At 69.9% G+C, this 21,954-nt stretch carries 20 protein-coding genes, 1 tRNA gene and 1 riboswitch; of the genes, 8 read left to right on the forward strand and 13 right to left on the reverse strand.

All coding sequences use genetic code 11. The features are described from left to right. Window positions 1-19 precede the first annotated feature (19 nt). The 4 genes from AB8P05_RS01855 to AB8P05_RS01870 all read right to left on the reverse strand — a co-directional run bounded on the left by AB8P05_RS01855 (window position 20) and on the right by AB8P05_RS01870 (window position 3,393). Window positions 20-847, reverse strand: coding sequence for a universal stress protein (locus tag AB8P05_RS01855; RefSeq protein WP_472758570.1), 828 nt, complete (start codon window positions 845-847; stop codon window positions 20-22). Between the two features lie 107 nt (window positions 848-954). Next, on the reverse strand, window positions 955-1,896 hold the full coding sequence (locus tag AB8P05_RS01860; RefSeq protein WP_472758571.1) for an ABC transporter substrate-binding protein: 942 nt from the start codon (window positions 1,894-1,896) through the stop codon (window positions 955-957). 16 nt (window positions 1,897-1,912) lie between these two features. Further along, a complete protein-coding gene (locus tag AB8P05_RS01865; protein WP_455171613.1) occupies window positions 1,913-2,680 on the reverse strand; it encodes an ABC transporter permease in 768 nt (255 codons plus the stop codon). Next, window positions 2,677-3,393, reverse strand: a complete 717-nt coding sequence (locus AB8P05_RS01870; RefSeq protein WP_472758572.1) for an ABC transporter ATP-binding protein — start codon at window positions 3,391-3,393, stop codon at window positions 2,677-2,679. Before AB8P05_RS01870 ends, AB8P05_RS01865 begins: the two co-directional genes overlap by 4 nt. An 85-nt stretch (window positions 3,394-3,478) precedes the next feature. After that, window positions 3,479-3,586, reverse strand: a riboswitch (TPP riboswitch). A gap of 23 nt (window positions 3,587-3,609) precedes the next feature. Between AB8P05_RS01870 and AB8P05_RS01875 the strand changes: the two genes are divergently transcribed. The 3 genes from AB8P05_RS01875 (at window position 3,610) to AB8P05_RS01885 (ending at window position 6,178) form a co-directional block, all read left to right on the forward strand. After that, entirely contained in the window at window positions 3,610-4,839 is a 1,230-nt protein-coding gene (locus AB8P05_RS01875; protein ID WP_472758573.1) for an acetoin utilization protein AcuC, read from the forward strand. 149 nt (window positions 4,840-4,988) lie between these two features. Then, the gene (locus AB8P05_RS01880; protein ID WP_472758574.1) at window positions 4,989-5,624 is read left to right on the forward strand and encodes a hypothetical protein; all 636 of its coding nucleotides are present in this window, start codon (window positions 4,989-4,991) and stop codon (window positions 5,622-5,624) included. After that, window positions 5,621-6,178 carry a hypothetical protein gene (locus AB8P05_RS01885; protein WP_472758575.1) on the forward strand — a complete coding sequence of 186 codons (558 nt, stop codon included), beginning with the start codon at window positions 5,621-5,623 and terminating at the stop codon, window positions 6,176-6,178. Before AB8P05_RS01880 ends, AB8P05_RS01885 begins: the two co-directional genes overlap by 4 nt. A 71-nt stretch (window positions 6,179-6,249) precedes the next feature. Here the strand turns inward: AB8P05_RS01885 and AB8P05_RS01890 are convergent, their stop codons facing one another. Next, a complete protein-coding gene (locus AB8P05_RS01890; RefSeq protein ID WP_472758576.1) occupies window positions 6,250-7,038 on the reverse strand; it encodes a hypothetical protein in 789 nt (262 codons plus the stop codon). Further along, entirely contained in the window at window positions 7,010-7,816 is an 807-nt protein-coding gene (locus AB8P05_RS01895; RefSeq protein WP_472758577.1) for a hypothetical protein, read from the reverse strand. The genes AB8P05_RS01890 and AB8P05_RS01895 overlap by 29 nt, the downstream gene beginning before the upstream one ends. Before the next feature lie 331 nt (window positions 7,817-8,147). On the opposite strand from AB8P05_RS01895, the gene AB8P05_RS01900 reads away from it, so the two are divergent. From AB8P05_RS01900 to AB8P05_RS01910, 3 genes are all read left to right on the forward strand, one after another. Beyond that, entirely contained in the window at window positions 8,148-8,969 is an 822-nt protein-coding gene (locus AB8P05_RS01900; protein ID WP_472758578.1) for a hypothetical protein, read from the forward strand. 204 nt (window positions 8,970-9,173) lie between these two features. Beyond that, window positions 9,174-9,602, forward strand: a complete 429-nt coding sequence (locus tag AB8P05_RS01905; protein ID WP_472758579.1) for a response regulator — start codon at window positions 9,174-9,176, stop codon at window positions 9,600-9,602. Between the two features lie 304 nt (window positions 9,603-9,906). Then, a complete protein-coding gene (locus AB8P05_RS01910) occupies window positions 9,907-10,401 on the forward strand; it encodes a single-stranded DNA-binding protein (protein ID WP_472758580.1) in 495 nt (164 codons plus the stop codon). Window positions 10,402-10,487: 86 nt separating this feature from the next. Here the strand turns inward: AB8P05_RS01910 and AB8P05_RS01915 are convergent, their stop codons facing one another. Continuing rightward, window positions 10,488-11,390, reverse strand: coding sequence for a LysR substrate-binding domain-containing protein (locus tag AB8P05_RS01915; RefSeq protein WP_472758581.1), 903 nt, complete (start codon window positions 11,388-11,390; stop codon window positions 10,488-10,490). Between the two features lie 129 nt (window positions 11,391-11,519). Between AB8P05_RS01915 and AB8P05_RS01920 the strand changes: the two genes are divergently transcribed. Continuing rightward, window positions 11,520-12,701: an MFS transporter gene (locus tag AB8P05_RS01920; protein ID WP_472758582.1), complete on the forward strand. Its 1,182-nt coding sequence runs from the start codon at window positions 11,520-11,522 to the stop codon at window positions 12,699-12,701. Here AB8P05_RS01920 and AB8P05_RS01925 read toward each other — a convergent pair. Then, complete coding sequence (locus AB8P05_RS01925) at window positions 12,698-13,462, reverse strand: class I SAM-dependent methyltransferase (protein WP_472758583.1); 765 nt, start codon at window positions 13,460-13,462, stop codon at window positions 12,698-12,700. The two genes, AB8P05_RS01920 and AB8P05_RS01925, sit on opposite strands and share 4 nt — an antisense overlap. Window positions 13,463-13,571: 109 nt before the next feature. Between AB8P05_RS01925 and AB8P05_RS01930 the strand changes: the two genes are divergently transcribed. Then, window positions 13,572-14,420, forward strand: a complete 849-nt coding sequence (locus tag AB8P05_RS01930; protein ID WP_472758584.1) for a helix-turn-helix transcriptional regulator — start codon at window positions 13,572-13,574, stop codon at window positions 14,418-14,420. Window positions 14,421-14,565: 145 nt separating this feature from the next. On the opposite strand, the gene AB8P05_RS01935 is transcribed toward AB8P05_RS01930, so the two are convergent. The 5 genes from AB8P05_RS01935 to AB8P05_RS01955 form a co-directional block, all read right to left on the reverse strand. Next, window positions 14,566-14,640: transfer RNA gene (locus tag AB8P05_RS01935), tRNA-Gln, on the reverse strand. Window positions 14,641-14,756: 116 nt separating this feature from the next. Further along, window positions 14,757-16,862, reverse strand: a complete 2,106-nt coding sequence (locus tag AB8P05_RS01940; protein ID WP_472758585.1) for a glutamine amidotransferase — start codon at window positions 16,860-16,862, stop codon at window positions 14,757-14,759. After that, a complete protein-coding gene (locus AB8P05_RS01945) occupies window positions 16,862-19,585 on the reverse strand; it encodes a DUF4159 domain-containing protein (protein WP_472758586.1) in 2,724 nt (907 codons plus the stop codon). Before AB8P05_RS01945 ends, AB8P05_RS01940 begins: the two co-directional genes overlap by 1 nt. 95 nt (window positions 19,586-19,680) lie before the next feature. Continuing rightward, window positions 19,681-20,592, reverse strand: coding sequence for a DUF58 domain-containing protein (locus tag AB8P05_RS01950; RefSeq protein ID WP_472758587.1), 912 nt, complete (start codon window positions 20,590-20,592; stop codon window positions 19,681-19,683). Window positions 20,593-20,611: 19 nt separating this feature from the next. Further along, a complete protein-coding gene (locus AB8P05_RS01955) occupies window positions 20,612-21,577 on the reverse strand; it encodes an AAA family ATPase (RefSeq protein ID WP_455173049.1) in 966 nt (321 codons plus the stop codon). Window positions 21,578-21,954 lie beyond the last annotated feature (377 nt).

Consider the following 21,954-nt stretch of genomic DNA (forward strand, 5'->3'; position numbering starts at 1 on the left):
CCTTTGCCCCCACACTCCCTCAATGGGTCATCAGCGCCGGCAGCGTCAGCCCTTCCAGCACCTCGCGTGTGGCGCCGCCCAGCACCAGTTCGCGCAGGCGGGAGTGGCCGTAGGACCCCATCACCAGCAGGTCGGCGCCCTGGTCGGCGCAGCAGGACAGGATCATGTCGCCGATCTCGCCGCCGGACGCGATGACCGACTGGGGACGGGCGGCGATGCCGTGGCGGTGCAGCCATTCGGTCAATGCGGCGGCCTCGTCGCTGCGTTGGCCGGGCGGCTCCACCGTCAGGACGGTGACCGACTCCGCCTCCTGCAGGAAGGGCATGGCGGCGCGGACGGCGCGGGCGGATTCGCGGCTGTTCTTCCAGGCGACGAGCGCATGGCGGCCGATGGCGGCGGTGGCCGGCTGGCTCGGCGGCAGGACCAGCACCGGCGTGGCCGTCTCGAGGGGCAGGCGGTCGGGGATGTTGTGCAGGGAAATGCGGTCTCCCGCCCGCACCGCCGCCGACTGCGCCACCACGACCAGATCGGCGTAGGAGGTGCGGGCGGCGAGCAGGTCGACATGGTCGCCCTCCTCGACCGCCCAATCATAGGATAGGCCGTCCAGTGCCTGCCGCACCTCCTGCTCGATCCGCTCGGCATTCTCGTGGGCGATGGCGGTGGCTTCCGCCATGTAGCCGTAGGAGGCCGCGCGGCCGGTGGCGCCCGCCGGCATCGACACCGGCGTGGCGATGTAGAGCGCGTGGATGTGGGCGGAGAAACGCTTGGCCAGTGCCGCCGCGACGGCCATCCGGCCGGCGTGGGCGTCGTCGTTGGCCATGTGCAGCAGGATGGTCTTGATCGGCATACCCTTGCGTCTCCCGATTTATGCCGCCGCCGATCATCGGGCGGCGGAGCGGTTTCAGTCTAGGTAACGCGCCGCCGGCCCGTATGGCAATGTCGTCTGGGGGCGGGTTACTTCACGACCACCGCATACTGCTCGAGCGGCGCCACCTCCTTGATCAGGCCGCGCGCCTTCAGGAACTCGGCGAAGCGGGTGTAGCGCTCGCCGTCCAGGGCGGCCGGGCTGTGGGCGAAGCGCCGCAGCGTGTCGGCCCAGGCGCGGCGGTTCAGCTCGTCGTTCAGTTCCGGCCTGCCATTGACGAAGGCCGCCTGCGATTCCTCCGGATGGTTCAGGATGTAGAGCGTCGCGCGCTCCACCGCCGCCAGGAAGCGCTTGAAGCGCGGGTCGTTTGCCTTGGCCTTGTGGGCGACCAGGATCAGCTCGTCATAGGGCGGCACCCCTTCCTCCTCCGGGTAGAAGGCGCGGCCGGGACGCTTTTCGATGTCCAGCTGGTTCAGTTCGAAGTTCCGGAAGGCGCCGACCACCGCATCGACCTGCCCCGACAGCAGCGCCGGCGACAGCGAGAAGTTGACGTTCACCAGCTCCACGTCCTTCAGGCTCAGCCCCTGCTTCTCCAGCATGGCCCCCAGCAGCGCATCCTCGAAGCCGGCGATGGAGAAGCCGATCTTGCGGCCCTTCAGGTCCTTCAGCGTCTTCACCGGCCCGTCGCGCAGCACGACGACGGAGTTCAGCGGGGTGGACACCAGCGTGCCGACGCGGACCAGCGGCAGCCCTTCGGCCACCTGCAGGATCAGCTGCGGCTGGTACGACACGGCAAGGTCGGCGCCGCCAGCGGCGACCAGCTTCGGCGGATCGTTGGGGTCGGCCGGGGCGGTCAGCGTCACCTCCAGCCCGGCATCCTTGAAGAAGCCCTTCTCCTGCGCCACCACCAGCGGCGCATGGTCCGGGTTGACGAACCAGTCCAGCATCACGGACAGCTTGTCCTGGGCCAGCGCCGGAAGCGCGGTCATCAGGCCGGCCGCCATCAGGCCGGCGGCGAACAGGTGCTTCATCGGATCTCTCTCCCCTTCAAGGATTGGCGTCTTCGGCCGGTTGCGTATCGGGTTGCCAGGGCAGGGCGCGGCGGGCCAGCGCATCGACGGCGGCATAGAGCGTCACCGCGAACAGCCCCAGCACCAGCACGGCGGCGAACAGAAGGTCGATCTGCATGCGGGCGTTGGCGTGCAGCATCAGGTAGCCGAGGCCGGAGGACGACCCCACCCACTCGCCGATCACCGCACCGATGGGCGCGACAGCTGCGGCCACCCGAACGCCCGACCAGAAGGCGGGCAGGGCGGCGGGCAGGCGGATGCGCCACAGGATGGCGGCGGGCGAGGCGCCCATGGTGCGGGCAAGGTCGAGCCAGCCGGGATCGGTGCGGCGCAGACCGTCGAACAGCGCCGTCGTCACCGGGAAATAGATGACCAGCACCGCCATGGCGATCTTGGACGCCATGCCGTAGCCCAGCCAAAGCACCAGCAGCGGCGCCAGCGCGAAGACCGGAATCGCCTGGCTGACCAGCAGCAGCGGCATCAGCCAGCGCCGCGCCGTGCGGAACCGCGCCAGCAGCAGCGCGCTGACGCCGCCCAGGGCCACGCCGGCCACCAGCCCGATCAGAATCTCGGTCAGCGTCGTCAGTCCATGGCTCCACAGCAGCGGCGCCTGCCGCCGCATCGCGTCCGCCACGGCCAGCGGACCGGGCAGCAGGTAGCGCGGCAGGCCGGTGGCCCAGACCAGCGCCTGCCAGCCGGCGACCAGCACCGCGAGCGTCACCAAGGCGCGCAGCAGCGCCCTCATTCCGCCAGCCTCCGCAACAGCTCCGCCTGCAGCGCCAGCAATCCGGGGTCGTCCACCCGGCGCGGCACCGGGCCGGACGGCTCCAGCGCCGGCCCCATGATCGCGGGGCGGCCGGTCATCACATGCAGGCGGTCGCCGATGCGCAGGGCCTCCAGCGGGTCGTGGGTGACCATCAGGACGGTGCGGCCGGCCAGCGTCTCCGCCGCCGTCTCCTGCAGCCTCAGGCGGGTGATGGCATCGAGCGCGGAGAAGGGCTCGTCCATCAGGACCAGCGGCTTGTCCTCCATCAGCGTGCGGGCCAGCGCCACCCGCTGCCGCTGTCCGCCGGACAGGGCGGCCGGGCGGTCGCGCTCCCGTCCCGCCAGCCCAACGCGGCCGAGCAGCGCTCTGGCGCGCTCCACCCGCGCGGCATCGGGTCGGCGGTGGCGCAGCCGGTCGCCCAGCAGGACATTGTCCAGAACGGTCAGCCAGGGCAGCAGCAGGTCCTGCTGCGCCATGTAGGCGATGCGGCCGGCGAGCGGCAGCCCGTCGCCGGTGGTGACGGTGGTCGGCGGCTCCGGCTCCGCCAGCCCGGCGAGGATGCGCAGCAGCGTGGTCTTGCCGACGCCGCTCGGCCCCAGCAGGCAGGTGGTCCGCCCCGGCGGCAGCTCCAGCGTCAGGTCGGAAAACAGCAGCGTGCCGCCGAAGGTCAGCCGCGCACGCGAGACGGTCACCGAAAGCGGCGTCATCGCCGGGCCTTAAGCGAGACTGGTCGCAAGCCTGGGCGCGAGCATGGCGGTATGGCGGATAGGGTGCGCTTGCAGGCAGCCATCACTGATCCCTACGCCGGCATGAACCGGATCAGGTTCCAGGGGTCGTCCCGCAACGGGACCTCTCAGCCGCCCATCGGCTCCCCCAGTGAAGGCCGCGACTATAAGCGCGGACGATCCGTGACCGCAAGCATTGCCGGTGGCGGCTTGCGGAGCGTGGAAGCGGCGGGGCGGCGCTTGACCGGCGCGCGGCTCCGCCTAGTTTCTGGCGGGACCGATGGAGATCATCCCCTGACCACGCCTCTCCGCACCCCTCTGTTCATCGGCGGCGAGATCTATCGCGGCTCGACCTATGGCCCGAAGCATCCGCTGGCGATCCCGCGCGTTTCGACCGTCATCGACCTCAGCCGCGCCATGGGGTGGCTGCCCGACGAGGTCTATCTCGACACCCATGTGGCGAGCGAACGCGAACTGGCGCGTTTCCACACCGCGGACTACATCGCCGCGCTGAAGCGGGCGGAGGCGGAGCAGCGGGTGGACGAGGCGACGGCGGCCCGCCACAATCTGGGCAAGCTGGAGAACCCCGTCTTTGCCGAGATGTACCGGCGGCCGGCCCACAGCAGCGGGTCGGCCCTGCAGGCGGCGCGGATTCTGGGCGACCGGCCGGCCGGCCTCGTGTATGCGCCGGCCGCCGGCACCCACCATGCGCGCCGCGACCGGGCCAGCGGCTTCTGCTATTTCAACGCGCCGGTGCTGGGCATCCTCGAACTGCTCGACCATGGGCTGGAGCGGGTTCTCTATGTCGATCTCGACGCCCACCATGGCGACGGGGTGGAGGAGGCGTTCGCCGACGACGACCGGGTGCTGACCATCTCCATCCACGAGGACGGGCGCTGGCCCTATACCGGTAAGGCGGAGGACCGCGCCGGCGGCTTGGCCCGCAACCTGCCGGTCCCGCCGGGCTTCAATGACAGCGAGATGGAGCATGTGATGGAGGCGGCAGTGCTGCCGCTGGCCCGTGCCTTCCGTCCGCAGGCGATGGTGATCCAGACCGGCGCCGACGCCCTGGCCGAGGATCCCTTGAGCCGGCTGGAGCTGTCCAACCATGCGCTGTGGGAAGCGGTGGCCGCCCTGCTGCCGCTGGCACCGCGGGTGCTGGTGGTCGGCGGCGGCGGCTATAACCCCTGGTCGGTCGGGCGTTGCTGGACCGGGATCTGGGCGGTGATGAACGGGATCGACCCCGCCGTGCCGCCGACGGCGGAGGCGGAGGGGGTGCTGCGCGCCATCACCTGGAACCGCGCCGCCGGCCGCAACCCGCCGGAGCACTGGTTCACGACTTTGGCGGACGAACGCCGGCCGGGGCCGGTGCGCGATGCGGTGAAGCGGGTGGCGGAAATGGCGGTATCCTGACTCATTTCTGACGAATATCGAACGAAGCCGCGACGATTCGTTGACGGGGTTGGATTGTTCGTTGATCCTTGAAACTCCGCATTTGTGCCGATCCCTCCGATTCCGGCCGGTCGGGCACTGCGGGTTTCGGGAGGAGAACGGGCGGGCGGATGTCGAACACGACGCTGTTCCTGATCGCCATCGTCATCATCATGCTGGCCGCCGTTCCGGTCGCCATGATGCTGAAGGATTTCCTGCCGAACATTCTGGAAAAGAGCAGCGGGCTGGAGCAGATCGAGAACCGCGTCTATGTGCTGCATGCCGAGGCGCACGAGCTGCAGAACCGCGTCAACCATCTGGTCCAGCGCCGCAACAGCCAGTCGTCCGAGCGCGCAAGGCTGGAAAGCGACATCCGCAAGGCGGAAAAGCAGATCAGGGAACTGGCGGAACAGCCGCCGCTGTTCGTGCATGAGGTCGGCGATCCCCAGGCCGGCCTGATGAAGTTCGTCGCGACCGTCACGCAGGAGAAGGCATCTGCCGCCGCAAGGGCTGCCGGCGAGCGCGGTCCGGTCAACCAGATCTGGCGCTGCGCCAACGTGGCGGAAGTGTGGGCCTCCAGCTTCGACGAGGCGAAGCAGATGGTCGACGTCGCCTTTCCCTTCAAGCTGGGCTTCCAGAAGTCGTTCATGCGCGGCGACGTGCGGAGCGGCGGGGCGAAGGGCGGGGGTGCGAAGGGCGGCGTGCCCCAGCCCCCGGCGACGGCGCGGGCCAAGGCGTCCGCCGTCACGTCCGGTGCCGCGACATGATGATCAACTTCATCATCGTCCTGGGCATCGTCGCCATCGGCGCATGGCTCGGCAACGTGCTGCTGTCGGTGGAGCAGCGGGTGTCGCAGACCCGGCAGCGCGTCCGCGGTGTCCGCGGCACGCTGGACAAGCTGGATGCGACCATCCATCGCCTGCACCGGGAGGAGGAGAACCTCCACGGCGAGATCGAGGAACTGGTCCGCGACATGGTGGAACTGCGCAAGAAGCAGGTCGAGGTGCAGCAACGCCTGACCGAGGTGCAGAGCCGCCGCCGCCCGCAAATCCTGATCCTGACCGACCGCCGCAACCCCGGCGACAAGGAATGGCTGGTCACCGTGGTGAACCAGCAGATCGGCGAGATCGACGCCGCCCACCCGCTGGCCGTCGAATGGGCGCGCGGGCGCGATTACCTGGTTTGGGCGGAGTCGGAACGCGAGGCGGCCGAACGCGCCAGCCGGCGCTTCAGCGCCCGCCCCGGCTATCAGGTGAAGTCGGTGGCGGCGGTGAAGGAAGACCTCTACAGCGCAAACGCCGCCCGCAACGCGGCGGCCTGACCGGCAAGAGAAAAGCCCTTCTTCCGCAGGGGAAGAAGGGCTTCGAAGGGCTGGCCGGCCGGGCCGGAAGCTCAGCGCGCCTTGGCGGTCGCCGGGGTTTGGCGGAAGGCGTCGTGCAGGTAGGGCGACAGCGCCTGGCGCATGTTGCGCAGCCATTCATGGATGATGATGAGCGAGCGGGAGGCGACGGGCGGGGTCATGCCCAGCTTCACCAGATCCTCGCGGGTCATGGTCGCCACCTGATCCAGCCGGTGGCCGGTCAGGCGTGCCCAGGCCGGGGCGGTGCAGGGCGACATGGAGATGACCTGCAGCCCCTCGCGCTCCACCATCTCGGCCTTGCGGCGGGCGTACTGGCTGTCCTCCAGCTGCGAGAAGGGGCCGGAGAAGCCGTTCTCCACCAGGACGCGCTTGGCCTTCGGCGCGATGGTCGCCACACGCTCCAGCGTGGTCATGCCGGTGGACAGCGAGGCGAGGTCGACGGTCACCGGCACCATGAAGGTCAGCCGCTCGCCGTCGCCGACGTAATAGTCGAAGCCCGACACCTCGGCCCAGTTGAAGAACCACTGCGAGATGTTGCCGCCGAAATCATACAGGCGGCCGCCGCGCTGCAGCTCCGGCCCGATCAGGTCCCAGAACTCGTAGAAGCCGTCGCCCGACCCCATCATGTTCATGAAATCCTGGGTGATGCGGCGGTGTTCGACCACGTCCGGGCCGAACAGGCGGGCGAGACGCTCGTTCACCTCGTACTCGACGACCTTCAGCTGCAGGCCTTCCAGCATGGCGGTCGCCATCAGGTGATGGGACAGCAGCGTCTTGCCGACGCCGCCGCGGTCATTGAGGACGAAGATCGTGCCCAGCATGCGATCGCCTTTCCAGTCTACGTTTGTTGAGTCGTCGTGAAGCATCGGGGGGGACATCAAGGAGCCGGTGTTCTGCGCGGCCGCCGTGGACGTCGGGTGGGGAGCCGGCCACGGGACCGGCTCCGGTATCGGTTCGGGGGGCGGGGCCTCTTCCTCCTCCGCCTCCGTCCCTGCGGCATCCGCCGCAGCTTCCGGGGGCTTCCGGAGTCGGCATCTCCGCCGCAGCGGTTACCGGAGTTGCCTCTGCCGGTTCGTCGCCGGCCTGCTTCGCCGCGGGAGCCAGCAGGCTCGGGGCAGGGGAGGCGGGCTCTTCGGAGGCGGGCTCTTCGGCGTCCGGTCCGGAAACGGAGTCGGCCGGTTGCGGATCGGACACGGGCGCCTCCGCCGACGGCGGGACAGGAGCGGGGGCGGCGGTATCGCCTCTCTCTTCGTCGTCGCCGTCCTTCAGCCCGGCCGACAGGGCGGCCTCATGGACGGCGGCCAGCGTTTCGGCCGGCATGGCCGCGGCGGCGCCGCCATGGTCGCCGGCCGCTTCGCCGCGCCCCTCGTTCCCGACCAGGAAGAAGGCGGAGCGCAGGGTGACCGGCGAGATCGGCTGGCTGTCGCGTGCGGTGATGCCCAGCTTGGCCAGCAGGTCGGAGATCTCGGCCCAGGACAGGCCGCGTTCGCGCATCAGCCCGATGTCGGCATAGCTTTCGCGCACCGCCTGCATGGCGCTGCGGTTGCCAGCCGGGCGATCGGCAAGGAGCCGTTCAAGTTCCGAGCGGTCGATCGACACCGTATGGGATTCCGGCAAGATGAAATGGCGGCGGGGAGGCGCCCGGACGTTGGATCACAAGGAATCCATTCCCCTGGGGCCGAAAAAATAGTACAAGCGGCCATCACGCGCAAACGGTTTCCAAACGACATCAACGGCGCTAAACATCGCTCTCCGTCCGGGGGCGCCGGCCGTGACGTACGGCAACTTCGCCGACGTTCCGGCAGACCGCGCCATGACGTCGGCTGTTGGAACCGCGGTCCGGTTGCGCGGTTTGCAATACGGGCGTCCGGCTTCTTCCGTCGCGGCGTGCGTTTTCATTGGGCTGGGCTTGGAACCGGGGTTGGGCAGGATGCCTCACGATTTTGGTTCGTCACGGGACCGGCGATCCGCATCGGCGCTGGGGGCGGGAATCGGCTTCCACGAGTTGCGGCAGGCGTGCGAGATCTCTGCGCTGCGCGAGGATCTGGAACGGCTGGCCCACGAGGCCGGCGCGCTGCGCGACGGCGTCGAACAGGCGGTGGAGGATGTCCGCGACCGATTCGCCGCATTGAACGCGGAGGAAATGGCCGACCCGATGGTTCTGGCCCCGCTTCTGCAACTCGCGGTAACCACCCTGCTGGAGATCCGCGAGCAGGCGCGGCAGCTGAACACCCGCACCGGACCGCTGGCCGACGACGAACGCCCCTCCTGGCTGGGGGCCGCGGAGGCGCCGCGGCTGCGCCCCTCCGCGCCCCCCGCCTGGGACGACGAAGCATGGAGCGAGGAAGCCCCTTCGACCGGGGCGCAACCTCTGTCCGCCGCCCCCCTGTCCTCAGTGCCGCTGTCCTCAGTGCCGCCGTCCTCTGCCCCGCTGTCCGATCCCATGGCACCGCCGCCCGCCGACGTGCCGGCCCGGCCGGCATTGGCGGCACCCGTCGCGCCGGCCCCGATGGCCGAGCCGTTCCGTCCGGCGGCGAGCCTATCTGCACCGGTCCCCGCCGACCAGCCCTCTCCCTTCGCGGCTCCGCCGTCGCCGGCCCCTGCCAGATCCGCCGAAGCCCAGGCCGCGTGGCTCGCCAGCGAACCGGCTCCGCCGCCGCCGCCGTCGAGGGCGGCAACCGTGCGCAGCAACGGCACCGGCAGGCCGCGCCCGCCCGGCGGAATCGACTGGCTCGGTCCGGCCGGACGCTGACCGTTTTCCTGCCCTGCCGGAACCGTCCACCGCGCGGCGACTCGGGGTGAGCTTTTTCCGCATCGTCCAGCGCAAAAGGTGAGATCCTGAACGATTGATCTTGCAAATTCGGGGTGGTGTAGTACAAACGGCCTATCGGTAAACGTGATTTTACCAAAATTCGCCGCTTGTCGCTCAACGCCGTGAGTTTCGGAGGTCGGTCGCATGCTCAGGATCGACGCCATCGCAAAGCCCCAGTCCGCAAACCGCACCCGCGCGCCCGGCCAGCCCTTGCGCGTGATGGTGGTCGAGCATGACGAGTCCGCCGCCGATGCACTTGCGGTGGTGGTCAGCGACCTCGGCCATACCGTGTGCGGCGTCGCCCGGACCGAGGCGGAAGCAGCGGATCTCGCCCTGCGCGAACGGCCGGATCTGGCGCTGATGGAGGTGCGGCTCGGCGGTGGCGACGGCATCGCGGCGGCGCGGCGGCTGCACCTGGACCATGGACTGCGCTCCATCTACCTGTCCGGCAACAGCGACCACGGCACCATGGCCCGCATCACCGAGAGCTATCCGCTCGGCGTGGTCCACCGGCCCTTCTCCCACGCGCAGTTGAAGGTCGCGCTGGATCTGGCGGCGCGACGCCTGCGCTGACCGGAAACCGGCGCTACTTCGAAGGAATCGGTTTTCCCGCGCCTGCCGCTCTGCTATATTTGTTCATGGAGTGTTCTGGTCCGGATCGGCAGGGCGAGTGCGCCGGTCCGGGTGTCGCCAGGGCATTTCCGACGGCGGTTGACCGGCGTCGGTCCATCGTGCTTCGTTGCGCCGGACCGGGGGGATGGTCGCCATTGAACAGCCGGCCCTGCGAATGGGAACCCTCGGCATCTGGGTGCCTCCGCCGGGCATCCTGACGGGTCGGCATGGATGCTGGGACACTCGCGCTTAGGAGCAACGAGCGATGAATGTTTGGACGTTTACGGGACGCCTGGGCGCGGACGGCGAATTGCGCACGACCCAGAGCGGCGAGAAGGTGCTGGGCTTCCGCGTCGCCAACGACGTCGGCTTCGGGGATCGCAAGACGACTCAATGGGTCGATTGCTCGATCTGGGGCCGCCGCGCCGAGTCGCTCGCTCCGCACCTGACCAAGGGCAAGAGCGTTGTCGTGTCGGGTGAAGTGACCCTGCGCGAGTATGAGAAGCGCGACGGCACCCGCGGCGCTGGCCTGTCGGTCCGCGTGGCCGAGATCGACTTCACCGGCGGCGCCCGTGAAGAAGGCGGCGGCGGCAGCTTTGGCGGTGGCGGCGGCGGCTACGAATCGCGCGGCGGCGGAAGCGGCGGCGGCTATGGTGGCGGCGGCGGCGGCGGCAACTACGGCGGCGGTTCGTCGGGCGGCCGCAGCGGCGGCGGCGCTCCGCCCCGTCACGAGGACCTCGACGACGAAATTCCGTTCTGAGGCTGAACGCCCCGACGGTACGCGCTTTCGGCCGGATGCCCGTCATCCGGCCGAAGTCGTTTCCGGGGCCAGGCCGTTTTGAACGATCACTCGGCAAGCCGGGAGCGCAGGCGCGGCGCCATGTGGTCCAGGAAGGCGCGGACCCGGCGCGGGGCGCGATCGCGTCCGGTGTAGACGGCATGGATCTCCTCCATGTCCACCAGAACATCGTCCAGCACGGCCACCAGCCGCCCGTCGCGCAGATCGTCGCGCACATGGTATTCGGCCAGCCGCGCCAGCCCCAATCCCAGCAGCGCCATGTGCCGCACAGTCTCGCCGTTGTTCGCCAGGATGCGCGTCGGCACCTCGCGGTCGACGAGGCGCCCGCCGGACTTCAGCGGCCAGACCGCGGCCGCGCGGCGGAAGTTGAAGCCCAGACAGTCATGCGCTTCCAGATCCGCCGCGGTCTGCGGCACGCCCCGGCGGTCCAGATAGGCGGGGGAGGCGACGATCCGCCGACGCACCGTGCCCAGCCGCTGGGCGAGCAGCGAGGAATCGCTCAAGGGGCCGGCACGGAAGGCGACGTCCACGCGGGCGGCATAGAGGTCCACCACCTCGTCCGTCATCGTCACGTCCATCGTGATGCCGGGATGGTCGCGCAGGAACTCCGGCAACAGCGGCAGCAGGCAGTGCTGGCCGAACGGAACGGAGGCGTTGACGCGGATCAGCCCGGTCGGCGCGCGGGCGCCGCCGACGATCTCGGCGTCCAGGGCGTCCATCTCCCCCAGCAGCGCCTCGGCCCGCTCGCGGTACAGTTCGCCTTCCGCGGTCAGCCGCAGCTTGCGGGTTGACCGCTCCACCAACCGCACGCCCAGCCTTTCCTCCAGCCGGGTGATCAGCTTGGCGGTGGAGGAGGGCGTCATGCCGACGTCCCGGCCGGCGGCGCTGAAACTGCCCTGTGCCGCGACGCGCAGGAAGACCCGCATTTCCCAGGCGCGCGGATCGCTCATCGAACACCTCCTCCTCAGCCTTGTCACGGGATGACAAGATCATGGGAATGCGGCAGGCATTCCCGTTCCGGACCTTATGACGCACATGGTCTCCCCGGAACAGTCCTTCGGGAAATGGAGACCTTCAAAATGCCTCTCGCACTTCTGGCGCTGGCGATCAGCGCCTATGCGATCGGGACCACCGAGTTCGTCGTCGTCGGCCTGCTGCCCACGGTGGCGAGCGACCTGGATGTCAGCCTGCCGTTGGCGGGGATGGTGGTCAGCGTCTATGCCCTGGGCGTCACCTTCGGGGCGCCCGTCCTGACCGCCCTGACCGGCAGGCTTCGGCGCAAGCCGCTTCTGCTGGGCCTGATGGGCGTCTTCGTCGCCGGCAACCTGCTGGCCGGCGTCAGCCCGAACTATGAGACCCTGCTGGTGGCACGGGTGCTGAGCGCCTTCGCCCATGGCGTCTTCTTTTCCGTCGGGTCGACCATCGCGGCCGATCTGGTGCCCGAGGACAAGCGCGCCTCGGCCATTGCCATGATGTTCTCCGGCCTGACCATCGCCATCGTCACCGGTGTGCCGCTGGGCACCTGGATCGGCCAGACTTTCGGCTGGCGCGCCACCTTCCTGGCGGTTTCCGCCCTTGGCGTTATCGGCGGCCTTGGCGTCGCGGCGCTGGTGCCATCCCGCCTCAGCCAGCCGCCGGCGGCCGGATTGGGCGCGCAGGTGGGGGTTCTGGCGAAGCCGCGGCTTCTGCTGGCCTTCGCCATCACGGCACTCGGCTATGGCGGCACCTTCGTCGCTTTCACCTTCCTGGCGCCGATCCTGGAGACGATCACCGGATTCTCCAGCGCCACCGTCAGCCTCGTGCTGGTTCTGTATGGTGCGGCCATCGCCGTCGGAAACGTCGTCGGCGGCAGGCTGGCCAATCGGCGCCCGGTGCGGGCGCTCGCTTGGCTGTTCGCCCTGCAGGCGCTGGTCCTGATCGTCTTCACCTTCACCGCCGACGCCAAGATCCCGGCGCTTATCACGCTTGCCGGCATGGGCGCGCTGGCCTTCGCCAACGTGCCGGGGCTTCAGCTCTATGTCGTCCAACTGGCGCAGCGGCATGCGCCGGGCGCGGTGGACGTGGCATCGGCGCTCAACATCGCCGCCTTCAACCTGGGCATCGCGGCGGGCGCCTTCTTCGGCGGGCAGGTGGTCTCCTCGCCGCTCGGCCTCGGCGCCACGCCCTGGGTCGGCGGCCTGTTCGTTCTGGGCGGGCTGGTCCTGACGCTGGCAAGCGGTGCGCTCGACCGGCGGGAACGGGCAGCCCTCGCCACCGGCTAAGCCGCCTCCGCTTCAATCGTCAGGGTGTCGAGCAGGAAACTGCCATCGTCGGTGATGTCGAAATGGCGCTGGACCTCCGCCGAAGCGTCACGCTGGAGCGAACGGATGGCTTGGGCATGGAGGTCCGGCGTGCGGGTTCGGGCCGTCCAGACCGGAAACTCCATGCGCAGGCGCCGCGGCGTCAGCGAACGGATGGCGAAGCCCGCTCGGGCCAGCGCGGCCACCCACTCCGCCACGGTGTAGTTGCGGACGTGGGAGGGATCGCGCAGCACCTCCACCACCTGCAGATGGGTGTCGAGAATGGCGGCGGCGGGGGCGACGCAATCGATGAAGACCGCCATGCCGCCATGGGAAAGCACCCGCCGAGCCTCGCGCAGTCCCGCTTCGAAATCACGCCAATGGTGGGCGGTGAAGCGGCACAGCACGACATCGAACCGTCCGTCCTCGAAGGGCAACTGTTCGGCCGGCGCCTGATGAGTGACGACGTTGGCCAGACCGCGCTCGGCAGCGGTCCGGGCGACCACGTCCAGCATTTCCGGCGTGATGTCGACGGCCACCACCTCGGCCACACGGGGAGCGGCGCGATAGCTGACATGGCCGCCGCCGCATCCCAGATCCAGAACCCGGGCGGCGGAACGGCCTCGCAGGATTTCCTCGATCTGGTCGAGGTCGGCGCCGCCAGCATGAACGGCACTGGCGACATAGGCATCGGCACGTGGGCCGTAATGATCGGTGACGACGCCGTGATGGCTCTGCGTCATGGAAAGATCCCCTGCCTGGCTGGTTGGCCGATTGATTGACAAGGCAAGGATCGCGCCTTCCATAACCGGGTACAAGGCAGGCAGTTATCCTGGTATAAGAACTGCCATCATGTCGACTGCTTTCCCCGAACCCGGTTCAGACCCGGCCGCCGACCGCCGTCGCCTGCTGGGTGCGTTCCTGCGCCGACATCGTGAACGGATGACCCCGGTGGAAGCCGGCATACAGTCCGGCTCCGCGAGACGCCGCACCCCGGGCCTGCGGCGGGAAGAAATTGCGCAACTCTGCGGCATCAGCCCGACCTGGTACACATGGCTGGAACAGGGGCGGGATGTGTCCGTCTCCGCCACCGCCCTGGCGCGGTTGGCCGAGGCATTGCACCTGACCTCGGCGGAGCGGGCTTATCTGTTCGAATTGACGCGCAGGCGAGACCCGAATGCACCGGCTGGCGGACCGGTGGATAAGCCGCCTCCGGCCTTGCTGGCAGCACTGGCGACGATGACAGCGCCGGCCTATCTGCTCGACAGGCTATGGACCGCCGTCGGTTGGAACCCGGCGGCAGAAAGGCTGTTCGGCGGCTGGCTCGGTAGCGGGGAGGAGGGCCGGGAACGAAACCTGCTGCGCTATGTCTTCCTCGATCCCACGGCGCGGAGCTTCATCCTGGACTGGGAAAACCGTGCCCGCCGATTGCTGGCGGAGTTCCGGGCCGACACCGCGGCGCACCAGGACAACCCCACTGTGGGACCATCGGTGCAGGCCCTGGTGGACGGGTTGCGAAAAGAGAGCCCGCCGTTCGCTCGTCTGTGGGACGATCATAGCGTGCTCGAGCGGGAAGGAGGCTTGCGCCGCTTCGCCCATCCTCTTGATGGGCCGGTGACTTTGGAACAGGTGACCCTGCGGCCCGGCGGGCGATCCGGCTACACGCTGGTCATGCTGGTCGATCCACCAAAATCCGACTGAGTTGCGATCGATCGGACGGAGCGTGGGAGTGTCATCCAGGCTTTCGCAATCGTTCGAACTCAAGCATGTCCGATTGTAGCCGAAAAATCGGCATGACAGCGATCAACGCACGAGGATTAACAATCAAAGCATGAACGGGGAAAGTTGGCTGGGGCGCCAGGATTCGAACCTGGGAATGGCGGTACCAAAAACCGCTGCCTTACCGCTTGGCGACGCCCCAACCGGCGCGGCGATCTCTCGTATCGCCGGAAGGAGCGGCACCATAATCGGAAGCCCGGCCGAACGCAACAGGCTGTTTTCGGAAAATTTTCGCTGCGGAATCAGCCTCGCGACAGGTCAGCGTCCTTCCCGCCTCCATGCCATCAGCAGGCCGCCCAGCACCAGCGCCAGCACCGCGCCGACCGGCAGCAGAGGCACCTCCGTCACGCCGGTCACCGTATAGTCGCCGTTGGCCCGCAGGCCGATCCAGCCGGAGCCGCTCTGGCTGCGGTCGGGCTGGGTGCGGCGCACCTCGATGCCGGGATTGGGAACGCCGTCGCTGTCGGTGACCCAGTGGATGCCGCCGCCGGTCGCCTCGGCCACCGGCTGCATCCGGTCGCCGGTGGACCGCACATCGGCCAGTTCCGGCGTGTTGACCGCGCCCACCACGGCCAGCGTCGTCCGCTCCCCGTCGGAGATGCGGTAGATGCCGGGCGCGCTCGCCGTCACGGTGGCGACGGCGCGGCCGGTCCGGTCGTCTTCCAACTGCAGGGTGCTGGTGCGGTCGGACGGGTCGGTCAGTGTGACCGCGCGCGGATCGGGGGTGAGCGACCGGCGTTCGACCGTGATGCGGCTGCCGTCCACCCGGGCGCGCAGGTCGTTCTCCTCCAGTTCCGGTTCCTTCATCAGCCAGTGGGCGAGACGGCGCAGAAGCTCCGCCTGCGGGCCGCCGCCTTCGAAGCCGCGGCTCCACAGCCAGATCTGGTCGGAGGCCAACTGCGCCACCCGGCCCTTGCCGACGCGGTCCAGCACCAGAAGCGGACGGTTGTCGGCGCCCTGCATCACCACGGTGCCGCCGTTGGGGGCGACGTCGACCTGATGGAACCAGCGGCCCCAGGTCGGCGGTGCATCGATGCGGTCGCCGGGCAGCCCGGCGGTCACCGGATGGCGGCGGCCGACATCGGTGACGGTCGGCAGGAAGGGACGGTCCACCGTCTGCCCGCTGGGGGCGGCGGGGAGGATGGCGCCCAGGGGCGTGCGGTAGAGCGACAGCGGCGAGGCATAGCCCTGGCCCGACGCCTCCAGCAGGGCGCCGCCCTTGCGGACGTAATCGGCGATGTTCTCCAGATACATCTGGGGCAGAACGCCGCGGCGGCGGTAGCGGTCGAAGATGATGAGGTCGAACTCGTCCAGCTTCACCTCGAACAGCTCGCGGATCGGGAAGGCGATCAGCGACAGTTCGCGGATCGGCGTGCCGTCCTGCTTCTCCGGCGGGCGCAGGATGGTGAAATGCACCAGATCGACCGCAGGATCGGCCTTCAGCAGGTTGCGCCATGTGCGTTCGCCGGCATGGGGCTCGCCGGAGACCAGCAGGACGCGCAGCCGGTCGCGCACACCGTTCACCACCACCGCGGCGCGGTTGTTGGCGAGCGTCAGCTCCTGCTTGGCCGCCTCGACCTCCAACTCCAAGACATTCTGTCCGCCATGGGTGACGGGCAGGTCGACGCGCACGTCGCGGCCAACCGGCACGCGGATGGTGCCGGGCGGGCCGCCGTCCTGGCGCAGCGTCACCGCGGCGTCGGGAGACTGGCGTCCGGGCATGTCGTCGACGCGGATGGTCAATTCCACCGACTTGCTGACGAGGCCGTAGTTGGGTGCCTGCACGATGGCGATGCGGCGGTCGCCCTCGTTGCGGTCGCCGGTCAGCAGGGTGTGGACGGGGCCGATGTCCGCCAGCTTGCCCGGCACCTGCGGGACGTCATGCACCTGACCGTCGGTGATGAAGACGGCGCCGGCCATGCGGCGGCGCGGCACGTCGGCCATGGCGCGGTTCAGCGCGTCGAACAGATGCGTCTCGTTGATGGTGCCGCCGGCCTCGGCCCCTTCGCCGGTGCGCGCGACGCGGACTTCCAGGTCGTCGAAGCGCTTCAGACGCTCGGTCAATTGTTCCACCGCGCGTTCCGTGCGGGCGCGCCGGTCGCCGATGGCCTGGCTGGGCGACTCATCGACCACGATGACCGCCACGTCCTTGATCGGGTCGCGCTTCTCCTGCACCAGCGACGGGTTGATGAGCGCAAGCGCCAGCACGATCACGGCCAGCAGGCGGAGCAGCGTGCCGCGCGCCCGGCGCAGGGCCGCGACCAGCACCACCAGCAGGGCGAAGCCGATCAGGGCGCCCAGCACCGGCCAGGGCAGCAGCGGCGCCAGAGCCACCGAAAGTCCGGAGAGCAGATCGACGGGCATTACTGGCCGAACCTTTCCAGGATGGCGGGCACATGGACCTGATCGGCCTTGTAGTTGCCGGTCAGGGCGTACATCACGACATTCACACCGAAGCGATAGGCCATCTCGCGCTGGCGCTCGCCGCCGGGAATGACCGCGTACATCGGCTGGCCGTTGCGGCCAACCGCCCAGGCGGCGGCCCAATCGTTGCCGCCGATCACGACGGAGGAGACGCCGTCATTCGCCGGCCCCTCCCGCGCCTCGATCCACAGCTGGCCGCCGGCCTGCCGTCCGGGGAAGTCGGTCAGCAGGTAGAAGGACTTGCGCAGCACATGGTCCTGCGGCACCGGCGCCAGCGGCGGGATATCCAGCCCCTGGACCAGCCGCTGCAGGACACTGGAGCCTCCGCCCGGCGACTGGTCGCGGGTGTCGAACAGGATGGTGCCGCCGCTGCGCATATATTCGTTCACCCGCTGGCGCGCCCGGTCGGACAGCGGCCGCTGCCGGTCGGAGACGGGCCAGTAGAGCAGGGGATAGAAGGCCAGCTCGTCCCGTTCCGGATCGACGCCGACCGCCCCCATCGCCTCCACCGCCGTGCGCAGGCTGAGAACGCTGACCAGCCCCTCCAACCCGGCGCGCGCGGTGTCGTCGACGCCGCTGTCGCCGGTCTGGACATAGGCGAGGTAGGTCTCCGCCGTCACCTTGACCGCGTTGTCCTGGTCCTGCGCCCGTGCCGGCTGCGGCGCGGCGGCAAGTGCGACCGCCAGAAGCAAGCCGGCCGCCGCACCACCGGCCCCGCGGCGCAGGCGGGGTGCGCGCAGCAGCCCGCGGAGCGCCAGCGCGATCAGCAGGTCGATGGATAGCAGGGCCAGCGCCACCGCCAGCAGCGACGGCTTGAGCGGAACCTCGCCCCGGCCGCCATAGCCGTCGCGGCCGACTCCGCCCGGCATGGGCGGCAGCGGGTCGATGGTGGTGACGGCGGAGGACAGGTTCAGGGCGCGGCGGGCATCGTCGGTCCCGTAGAAGCCCGGCGGATGGCGCGGCCCGATCACGTCGGCGCCGGCATTGCCGGGAATCGGGAAGGCGGTGGGCGGCGGCGGCACCAGACGGCCCGTGCCGTCCAGAACCTCCACCGGGTCGAGCGAGGTGGTCGCCGCCGTTCCCGTCACGCCGCCGCTGAGCGCCACCAGACGGCGCAGCATGTCGACATAGAGGCCCGACAGCGGCAGGTTCGACCAGTCCGGGTTGGCCGTGGTGTGGACCAGCACGATCCAGCCGTCGCCACGCTTCTGCGAGGTTACCAGCGGCGTGCCGTCGGCCAGACGCGCCCAGGTGCGGTCGGCCAGATCCAGCGCCGGTTCGGCCAGGACCTGCCGGTTGACCTGGACGTCGGCGGGGATGGTCAGCCCTTCGAAGGGCGATTTGGCCGGGAAGGGCTGGAGCCGCGCCGGCTCCGACCAGGACAGGGCGCCGCCCAGCGCGCGGTCGCCGATGCGCAGCCGGACCGGCACCAGCGTGTCGGCATGCTGGGCCAGACGCGGCCCGGCGAAGCGCAGCAGAACGCCGCCCTTCTTCACCCAATCTTCGATGTCCTGCACCTCGCTGCCGGTCAGCGCGCCGATGTCGGACAGGATCAGCACGGACAGATCGCGCTTCAGCAGGTCCAGCGTGTCGCCGCGCCGGACCTCGTTGTAGGGCGACAGCGCGCGTTCCAGGTAATAGAGGTCCGACAGCAGCGGCTGGCTTTCGCCGTCCGACCGGCCGGAAACCAGCCCGACCGGGCGGCGACGCCAGCGCTCGTCCAGCAGCACGGTGGCGCCAGCGGTGGTGTCGCCCTCCACCCGGAGGGCGGCGGCGTCGTTGCGCAGTTCGGTGGGAACGTCCAGCCGAACCTCCCGAACCTTCTGGCCGGGCTCGAAGGCCACGGTCTGGCGGGTCAGCAGCCGGCCGTCGGCGGCGGTGAGGCGGACGGTCACCGGCTCCGGCCTGGACGGGTCGGCGCGGACGATGCGGGCGGCCAGCACCGTTCCCTCGCTCGACGGCGGAAGCAGCAGGTGAGGGGGCCGCTCGGCCGAATCGTCCAGAACGTCGGCGGAGCCCAGGCGTTGCAGCCCGGCCGCCAGCGCTGCGGCCCGGCCGTCGCCGACACCGTCGCTGAGCCAGACCGCATGGATGGAGCCGCGCCCGTTCGCCTGGGCCGCCACCGCCTTCAGCGCCTCCAGCGCCGCGGCACGGTCGGTCGGCCAGGGCAGGGGGGCCAGCGCCTGGGCCAGCCGGCGGGCCTCGGGTGCCGGCAGGACGGCGCTGGCGTGGATCGGCTGGCCGTCCGCCGGCCGGGCGGTGGGCAGCAGGATCACCGGACGCTGCTGGCGCTCGGCCTGGGCGATCAGCTCGTCCATCGTGCGCTTGCGCGCCGGCCAGTCGCGCCCGGCGGCCCAGCCATTGTCGACGACCAGCAGCAGCGGCCCGCCGCCCGGCAGCGCCGCCCGCGGGTTCAGCAGCGGCCCGGCCAGGGCCAGGATGATCAGCGCCGCCACGACCAGGCGCAGCAGCAGAAGCCACCAGGGCGTGCGGGCCGGCGTCTCCTCCCGCGCGGTCAGGTCGCGCAGCAGGCGGATGGCAGGAAACTGGACGGCGCGCGGCGCCGGCGGCGTGACGCGCAACAGCCACCACAGGACCGGCAAGGCGGCCAGTGCGGTCAAGACCCAGGGGGCGGCGAAAGCGATCGGTCCGAGACCCAGCATTGGCGCGTCTTCACGAGGGAGAGGGGCGGAAATCGGTCATCCGCACCTGCGCGGAGAGGACGACCATTCATGAGTATGGGACGCCGGCCGCCGCTTCACACCGCCTCCATCGCCATCGCACCCCACAGGGTGAGCAGCGCCGATTGCGGGGAACGGTCGGTGCGGTGGACGGCGAAGCTCCAGCCCGCGGTGCGGGCCAGCGCCGCCAGACCGTCCTGCTGCGCCTTCAGGCGCTCGCGGTAGGCCTCGCGCACCGCCTCCACCCGGGGAACCAGCAGATTCTGTTCGCCCTCCATCCCATGGAAATCGACGCGGCCGTCATAGGGCAGCGTCTCTTCCGCCGGGTCGAGGATCTGGACCAGATGCCCGCGCAGCCCGCGGCCGGTCAGGCCGGCGACGGTGGCGTGGATCTCCGGCAGGGGCGACAGCAGGTCGCCGAACAGCACCGTCTGAGCGTGGCGGGGCAGGGGCTCCACCCGCGGCAGAGGGTCCGGCGCCGCAGCGGCGCGCGGGTCGGTCATCAGCCGGGCGATGCGGTCGATGGCGGTCTTGCCATGGTCGGGGCGCACGCCGCTGTTCAGCAGCGCCACCCGTTCGCCGCCGCGCGCCAGCAGGACGGCGGTGGCGAGCGTCAGCAGGTCGGCCCGCTCGCGCTTGGTCGGCAGGCCCGTCGCCGACCGGAAATCCATGGAGGGCGAGCGGTCGCGCCACAGCCAGACGCTCTGCGCCGCCTCCCATTCGTTCTCGCGCACATAGACCGGCTGGGTCTTGGCCGACTGGCGCCAGTCGATCATCGACGGCGCGTCGCCGGGCTGGTAGCGGCGGAACTGCCAGAAGGTCTCGCCCAGCCCGACGCGGCGCCGGCCGTGCACGCCCTGGGCGACGGTCGCCGCCACCCGTTCCGCCGCGACCAGAAGCGGGGGCAGGGCGGAGGCCAACTCCTCCGCGCGATGCCGGGCAAGCAGCGTCGTCGCCGCCTGGGTCTTCTGCTGAGGGCTTCGCGGCATCGCTGCTCCGCTCCGGGGGTTACATCAGGGGCGCGCAGAGGCGGTCGATGACGTCGTCCAGCGTCACCCCGTCCGCCCGCGCGGCGAAATTCAGCGCCATGCGGTGCTTCAGGATCGGCTTGGCCAGCGCCACCACGTCGTCCAGCGACGGCGACAGCCGGCCGTCCAGCACCGCACGGGCGCGGGCGGCGAGCATCAGCGACTGGCTGGCGCGCGGTCCGGGACCCCAGGCGACATGCTGGCGGACCTCCATCAGTTCCGACATTTCCGGCCGGCCGCGCCGCACGAGGTCGAGGATGCCGTCCACCACCCCTTCGCCCACCGGAACGCGGCGGACGAGGCGCTGCGCCGCCTGCAGGTCGGCGGCGGACAGCACCGTCACCGCGCGCTCGTCGGCGGAGCCGGTGGTGGCGATCATCATCCGGCGTTCCGCCTCGCGGTCCGGATACTCCACGTCGATCTGCATCAGGAAGCGGTCGAGCTGGGCTTCCGGCAGCGGGTAGGTGCCTTCCTGCTCCAGCGGATTCTGGGTCGCCAGGACATGGAAGGGCTGGGGCAGGGGATGGTACTGGCCGGCGACCGATACGCGATGCTCCTGCATCGCCTGCAGCAGCGCCGACTGGGTGCGCGGGCTGGCGCGGTTGATCTCGTCCGCCATCAGAAGCTGGCTGAACACCGGACCGGGGATGAAGCGGAAGGACCGGCGGCCGTTGTCGCCCTCCTCCAGCACTTCGGAGCCGAGGATGTCGGCGGGCATCAGGTCGGGCGTGCACTGGATGCGCTTTTCGGCGAGGCCCAGGACGATACCCAGCGTTTCCACCAGCCGCGTCTTCGCAAGGCCGGGAACGCCGATCAGCAGCACATGGCCGCCCGCCAGCAGCGTGACCAGCGTGCGGTCGATCACCTCCTGCTGGCCGAAGATCACGCGGCCGATGCGGTCGCGGACCGAGGCAAGGCGGTCGCCCAGCGCCTCGATCTCCTCCATCAGCCGTTGCGGGTCCTCCGGCACGGGTGGCTGCCCCCTCAGGATGTCCTGTGCGCTCAAGGTCTGCTGCTCCCCGATGATGGGCCCGATGATGGGCTGGCCCAGGGATGGGCCGGTTCGGCGTGGCAGTCGCGGTCGTCCGCGACGGGAAACACGGGATCCGCATGGTTGGCCCTGTTCCTGCGCGTTGTCGACACCCATTTTCCGGATCCCGCTGCCGGACCGGGTAGGGCCGACGGGCCATTGGAGTGGACCTAACGGTCGAGTGTGGCGAAAATACGCATGTTGGGGGACAAAACGGTTCCCAATCCCATGAAGGTCGGTAACGCGATGGCGAAAGACAAGCGCGCAGATGGGCCACCCGTTCCGGAGACGCC

Source organism: Azospirillum sp. VT-I1 (assembly GCF_055698305.1).